The organism is Gilvimarinus sp. 1_MG-2023 (genome assembly GCF_030548285.1).
Genome location: NZ_JAUOSC010000211.1, coordinates 1 through 417 on the forward strand (window position 1 = coordinate 1; position 417 = coordinate 417).

General features: G+C 46.0%; 1 pseudogene. It reads left to right on the forward strand.

The annotated features are described in order from the left end of the window. A pseudogene (locus tag Q4563_RS16470) lies at nt 1–245 on the forward strand (sulfate adenylyltransferase subunit CysD); the annotation flags it as partial. Nucleotides 246–417 lie beyond the last annotated feature (172 nt).

Consider the following 417-nt stretch of genomic DNA (forward strand, 5'->3'; position numbering starts at 1 on the left):
TGCTGATTATGGTTGATGACGAGCGTATGCCGATCCAAGATGATGAAAAAGTCCAAGAAAAAATGGTGCGTTTCCGGACTTTGGGTTGTTATCCGTTGACAGGAGCCGTTGAATCTGAAGCTGCCACTCTGCCAGAAATTATTCAGGAAATGCTACTGACTACTACGTCCGAGCGTCAGGGGCGTGCTATCGACCACGATTCATCCGGCTCGATGGAAAAGAAAAAAATGGAAGGATATTTCTGACTATCCATACCGTTCAGATAAAAGAACCTACTTCTTCCTACTTGCAGACAGTAGGGTATTGCCCACAACAACACCCGTCGGAAAGTGAGTGGTGAGGGTTGCAAGAGGGAAGAGGGAAGGTTGCAAGTAAAACGTAGGGTAGTCACTTTCCCCGATGTTATAAGAACTTATC